We start from the raw sequence: 4,870 nt of genomic DNA on the forward strand, positions 1-4,870 counted from the left end.
TTGGCTGGGCCGAGCAGCGCAGATGGAGGCGGGATCAGGGCCGCAGTTGTCCGAGCGCAGCGAGTTCTGCGGACCCCCGCCGCAGTCGAGCAGCGCAGGTTGCCTGGAGCGAAGCGGAAGGACCCAGACAGTCGGGTCGCCTTTTCTTTTGCTTACTTTTCTTTTGGCGACGCAAAAGAAAAGTGAGTTGCCGCCGGGCAACCCCCGGCTTGCTGGCAAACCACCACCGCTTGGTGCACACCAAAAACCTCGAAACCCAATCACCCCTCAACCAGAGTTTCACAACGATAGAGTCACCACCCCAAACCCGCAGCAGCACCAAGCACCCCCGGCAGTTACCATGTCGCCACAACAACACTGCCGGCAGCCTGATGCCGAGGAGGGAAATTCATGCAACGTATCGTCATCGTCGGCGGCGGCGCAGGCGGACTGGCGCTGGCCACGCAACTGGGCAAGCGTCTGGGCAAAAAAGGCCAGGCCGAAATCACGCTGGTGGACGCCGCGCGCACCCATGTGTGGAAGCCCCTGCTGCACCAGCTGGCGGCCGGCAGTTTTGACACCCACGCCGAGGAAATCGAGTACCTGGCCCAGGCACGCTGGAACCATTTCAAGTTCCGCCTCGGCCGCCTGGAGGGCGTGGACCGTGCCGCCAAGACCCTGCAGCTGGCCGCCAGCCATGACGAGGCCGGGCGCGAGATCACGCCGGCGCAGCAGCTGGGCTACGACACGCTGGTGATTGCCGTGGGCAGCCAGACCAACGACTTCGGCACCCCGGGCGCGGCCGAACACACGATCAAGCTGGACAGCCCACAAGCGGCCAAACGTTTCAACGACCGCCTGATCAATGCCTGCATACGGGCGCAAACCGTGCCGCGCAGTGCCGGCAGCGGGCGCCTGACCGTGGCCATTGTCGGTGGTGGCGCCACCGGTGTGGAGCTTGCCGCCGAACTCCATGCGTCGGCCAAGGTGCTGGCCAATTTCGGCTTCGACCACATCCACCCGGAAAAAGACCTGCAGATCGTGCTGATCGAAGCGGCCCCGCGCCTGCTGGCGCAACTGCCCGAACGCCTGAGCGATGCGGCCCTGCGCGAGCTGCGCAAGCTGGCCATCGAGGTGCATACCAATGAAAAGGTGGTGGAGGTCACCGCGGACAGCCTGAAGATGGCCAGCGGCAAGGTGATTTCCTCCAGTCTCTCGGTCTGGGCGGCCGGCGTGAAGGCAGCGGACTTCCTGAAAGGCCTCGGTGGTGATGCCCCCCTGGAAACCAACCGGCTGAACCAGCTCGTCGTCAACGGCAACCTGCAGACCACGGACGCCAGCATCTTCGCTTTCGGCGATTGCGCCGCCTGCCGGCAGCCCGACGGCACCTGGGTACCGCCGCGTGCACAGGCCGCCTACCAGCAGGCCATGTACCTGGTCAAGGCGCTGCCTCGGCTGCAGCGCGGCGAGCCGGTTTCCCCCTTTGTCTTCCGGGACCAGGGCTCGCTGGTGTCGCTGTCGGAATATTCCTCGGTCGGCAGCCTGATGGGCAGCCTGACCAAGGGCAGCTTTTTCATCGAGGGGCAACTCGCCAAGATCATGTACTGGGCGCTGCACAAGCAGCACCAGCTGGCGCTGGGCGGCTGGAAAAAAACCGCCCTGATCACGCTGTCGGAAATGATTGACCGCACCTATCGTCCGCGCATCAAGTTGCACTGATAATCACGCTACACCCCCATCAACCCACCGGAGAACACCATGGCAAAAGGACAGCAAAACAAGGACAAGATGGTCAAGAAGCCCAAGAAGGACACGGCGCCCCCGAAAGCCGTATCGCCCGATGCGGTGCGACCGACCGTCGTCACGCAAGTTCCCGTACGCGGCAAGCTGAAAAACAAATAAGCAGCCCGCAGCATGGCTGACACGCCCGTAACGCCTGCAACGTCCGATCAGCCCGGCAACCCGCTGCACGGGCTGACGCTGGAGGCGATTGTCACGGCGCTGTCAGACCATTACGGCTGGGAGGAGCTGGGCCAGCGCATCAACATCCGCTGTTTCACCTTCGAGCCCAGTGTCGCGTCCAGCCTGAAATTCCTGCGCAAGACCCCGTGGGCCCGGGACAAGGTCGAAAGCCTTTACCTGTTCATGCTGCGCGAGCAGCGGCGCGCCGCTCCGACCGTGCATAACTTCCCACCGCCCAAAAGCTAGGCTGCCAGCGGGTTGGCGAACAGCAGCATCATGGCCACGCCGACACCAATCAGGAAGTTGGCATCGATCAGGCCCGCCAGCAAAAACATCTTGACCTGCAGCGGCTCCATCAGTTCGGGCTGGCGCACCGACCCCTCGATGAAGCGGCCGCCCATCACGCCAATGCCCAGGCAGGCGCCAATGGCGCCCAGGCCGATCATCAACCCACATGCAATCGAAATGGCACCTGCGTCGCTCATGGTTTTCTCCTTCTTCAAGTTGCTTGCTGATGGGTGAATCATGAACGCGGCGCAGCAGCAAAACCATGACCCCGCAGGTCATGGCGTCCCCGACGGTTTTGAACTCGTCCACGCCGATGCCGCCCTGCTGGTGCTGGCCAAACCCGCCGGCCTGCTGGCGGTGCCGGGCAAGGGCGAGGACAAACAGGACTGCCTGAGCGCACGCGTCCAGGCGAGCTACCCCGACGCGCTGGTGGTGCACCGGCTGGACATGGCCACCTCGGGTCTGATGCTGATGGCGCGCAGCATCAGCATCCAGCGTGCCCTGGGCGCGCTGTTCGAACGCCGCGAGATCCACAAGCGTTATGTCGCCGTGGTCGATGGCCGGCCCACGGCGGCGCCCGGTGCCGGTCCCGGGGGCTGGAGCCTGATCGACCTGCCCATCGTGGTGGACTGGCCGCGCCGGCCGCTGCGCATCATCGACGCCGAACGTGGCAAGGCCAGCCAGACGCGCTGGCGGGCCGTGGCGTTTGACGCGCCCACCCACAGCACACGCGTGGAACTCGAACCCGTCACCGGCCGCTCGCACCAGTTGCGTGTGCACCTGCAGGCCCTGGGCCATCCGATTCTGGGCGACAGGCTGTATGCACCCGAGGACGTGCAAGCCAGCGCGCCCCGGCTGCTGCTGCATGCCTGCGCGCTGGGTTTGGTGCACCCGGTCAGCGGCCTGCCTCTGCAGTTCAACAGCCCCGCGCCCTTCTGACAAGCCGGGGCGCCAGGCCGGAACTTCAGCGCCGGCTTCGCATCCCATGTTGATCACCGGAGACCTACGATGCGCCCTGTCCCACCGCCTTCTTCCCCGGCCGCCCTGCTGCGCCGCCGCACCTTGGCCGCCGCCCTGGTGGCGGCGCCTGCGCTGTGGCTGGGCCCGCGCGCCCAGCCGGCCGCCAGCCGCCGCGCCACACCGGCGCAAACCGAAGGGCCGTTTTACCCGGTGGTCCTGCCGCGGGACAGCGACCATGACCTGCTGCGCAACGGCGCGCTGACTTACCCCGAAGGGCAAAGCGCCTGGGTCGAGGGCAGCGTCAGCGACCTGGCCGGAAAACCCGTGGCCGGCGCGCAGGTGGAGATCTGGCAATGCGATCACGCCGGCCACTACCACCACCCGGGTGACGGCGACAGGGCGGACCGCCGCTTCCAGGGCTTTGGCCGTGTGACGGTGGGCGCCGACGGCCGCTACCGCTTTCGCACCCTGCGACCGGTGGCCTATGCCGGACGCACGCCGCACATCCACGTCAAGGTCAAACTCGGTCAGCGGGAACTGCTGACCACCCAGCTGTATGTGGCCGGCGACCCCGGCAATCCCCGCGACTTCCTGTGGCGCAGCCTCGGCGAGGCGGACCGGGCGGCCCTGACCGTGCCCTTTGCGCCGGGCAGCGACGGCCTGCAGGCCCGCTTTCCCATCGTGCTGGCCGCCTGATCCGCCGGGACAAGGCTCAGCGTCGCCGTTTGTCGGTAATATCGCTAGCCATGACCCAACACCTCTTTATCCTCACCGGCGCCTCCCGCGGCATGGGCCTGGCGATGGCGCGCAAGCTGCTCAAGCCGGGCAACACCCTGCTGTGCATGTCACGCAAGGCCAATGAAACACTGGCCGCCCAGGCCAAGATCGCCGGCACGCCGCTCCTGCAGTGGACGCTGGACCTGGCGCGAAGCGCGGACGCCAGTGCGCGGCTCGAGCAATGGCTGCGCGAGCAGGCCCACGCCGGTTTCTCCAGCGCCGTGCTGATCAACAATGCCGGCATGATTCCGCGCATCGGCCCGCTCAGCGACGCCGACGCCGACGATCTGCGCCTGGGGCTGCGTGTCGGCCTGGAAGCGCCCATGCAGCTGACCGCAGCCTTTTTGCGCGCCACCGAAAGCTGGCCAGCGCGGCGCAAGGTGCTCAATATTTCGTCGGGGCTGGGACGCAAGGCCATGGCCTCGCAGTCCATCTATTGCGCGGCCAAGGCCGGCATGGACCACTTCACGCGCTGCGTGGCGCTCGAAGAAGCGCTCAAGCCGAACGGCGCGGCCGTCTGCTCGCTCGCACCCGGCGTGATCGACACCGACATGCAGGTCCAGCTGCGCAGCGCCGACGCGTCGGCGTTTCCCGACCAGCAGAACTTCATCAGCCTCAAGGACAAGGGCCAGCTGACGTCGCCGGACGAAGCCGCCGCGCGCATCCTGGCCTACCTGGCCCGGCCGGACTTTGGCAGCCAGCCGGTGGCCGACGTGCGTGACTGAAGTCCGGCCAGCAATGTCAGTTAGCTATACTTTTGATAGCTACTTGCGCTTTCAAGATCTTGGCTGAGGGTATATTTCGTTCGTAAGCTCTCGGCGAAATCTTTTGCGGCGTCACGCTGCGTCTGTGGTCCGCTCTGGACAGTAGGATGGACTCCCCACTCCCTCCCCCGCCCCTCCCT

General features: G+C 66.1%; 7 protein-coding genes. 6 read left to right on the forward strand and 1 reads right to left on the reverse strand.

Going from position 1 to position 4,870, the window contains the following annotated elements:
* Nucleotides 1–390 precede the first annotated feature (390 nt).
* The 3 genes from B7G52_RS22780 to B7G52_RS22785 are packed head-to-tail and all read left to right on the forward strand — an operon-like array spanning nucleotide 391 to nucleotide 2,187.
* The gene (locus B7G52_RS22780; protein ID WP_096699945.1) at nucleotides 391–1,698 is read left to right on the forward strand and encodes an NAD(P)/FAD-dependent oxidoreductase; all 1,308 of its coding nucleotides are present in this window, start codon (nucleotides 391–393) and stop codon (nucleotides 1,696–1,698) included.
* A 39-nt stretch (nucleotides 1,699–1,737) separates the two neighbouring features.
* Nucleotides 1,738–1,881, forward strand: coding sequence for a hypothetical protein (locus B7G52_RS23720; RefSeq protein WP_170954859.1), 144 nt, complete (start codon nucleotides 1,738–1,740; stop codon nucleotides 1,879–1,881).
* A 12-nt stretch (nucleotides 1,882–1,893) separates the two neighbouring features.
* Nucleotides 1,894–2,187 (forward strand): VF530 family DNA-binding protein, encoded by a 294-nt coding sequence (locus B7G52_RS22785; protein ID WP_096699946.1) that lies wholly within the window; start codon nucleotides 1,894–1,896, stop codon nucleotides 2,185–2,187.
* Here the strand turns inward: B7G52_RS22785 and atpE are convergent.
* A complete protein-coding gene (gene atpE, locus B7G52_RS22790; RefSeq protein ID WP_096699947.1) occupies nucleotides 2,184–2,426 on the reverse strand; it encodes a F0F1 ATP synthase subunit C in 243 nt (80 codons plus the stop codon). The genes B7G52_RS22785 and atpE overlap by 4 nt on opposite strands.
* 40 nt (nucleotides 2,427–2,466) lie before the next feature.
* Between atpE and B7G52_RS22795 the strand changes: the two genes are divergently transcribed.
* The 3 genes from B7G52_RS22795 to B7G52_RS22805 all read left to right on the forward strand — a co-directional run bounded on the left by B7G52_RS22795 (nucleotide 2,467) and on the right by B7G52_RS22805 (nucleotide 4,691).
* Nucleotides 2,467–3,168 carry a pseudouridine synthase gene (locus B7G52_RS22795; protein ID WP_096699948.1) on the forward strand — a complete coding sequence of 234 codons (702 nt, stop codon included), beginning with the start codon at nucleotides 2,467–2,469 and terminating at the stop codon, nucleotides 3,166–3,168.
* 69 nt (nucleotides 3,169–3,237) lie between these two features.
* Nucleotides 3,238–3,885, forward strand: coding sequence for a protocatechuate 3,4-dioxygenase (locus tag B7G52_RS22800; protein ID WP_096699949.1), 648 nt, complete (start codon nucleotides 3,238–3,240; stop codon nucleotides 3,883–3,885).
* Nucleotides 3,886–3,935: 50 nt separating this feature from the next.
* On the forward strand, nucleotides 3,936–4,691 hold the full coding sequence (locus tag B7G52_RS22805; RefSeq protein ID WP_096699950.1) for an SDR family NAD(P)-dependent oxidoreductase: 756 nt from the start codon (nucleotides 3,936–3,938) through the stop codon (nucleotides 4,689–4,691).
* Nucleotides 4,692–4,870 lie beyond the last annotated feature (179 nt).

Origin of the sequence: Polaromonas sp. AER18D-145 (genome assembly GCF_002379095.1) — a bacterium.
Classification (GTDB): Bacteria; Pseudomonadota; Gammaproteobacteria; order Burkholderiales; family Burkholderiaceae_C; genus Polaromonas.

Bases quoted from the DNA above. Each gene is read 5' to 3' on its own strand.
- B7G52_RS23720 (WP_170954859.1), top strand. From the start codon at position 1,738: ATGGCAAAAGGACAGCAAAACAAGGACAAGATGGTCAAGAAGCCCAAG.
- atpE (WP_096699947.1), bottom strand. From the start codon at position 2,426: ATGAGCGACGCAGGTGCCATTTCGATTGCATGTGGGTTGATGATCGGC.
- B7G52_RS22780 (WP_096699945.1), top strand. From the start codon at position 391: ATGCAACGTATCGTCATCGTCGGCGGCGGCGCAGGCGGACTGGCGCTG.
- B7G52_RS22795 (WP_096699948.1), top strand. From the start codon at position 2,467: ATGAACGCGGCGCAGCAGCAAAACCATGACCCCGCAGGTCATGGCGTC.
- B7G52_RS22805 (WP_096699950.1), top strand. From the start codon at position 3,936: ATGACCCAACACCTCTTTATCCTCACCGGCGCCTCCCGCGGCATGGGC.
- B7G52_RS22800 (WP_096699949.1), top strand. From the start codon at position 3,238: ATGCGCCCTGTCCCACCGCCTTCTTCCCCGGCCGCCCTGCTGCGCCGC.
- B7G52_RS22785 (WP_096699946.1), top strand. From the start codon at position 1,894: ATGGCTGACACGCCCGTAACGCCTGCAACGTCCGATCAGCCCGGCAAC.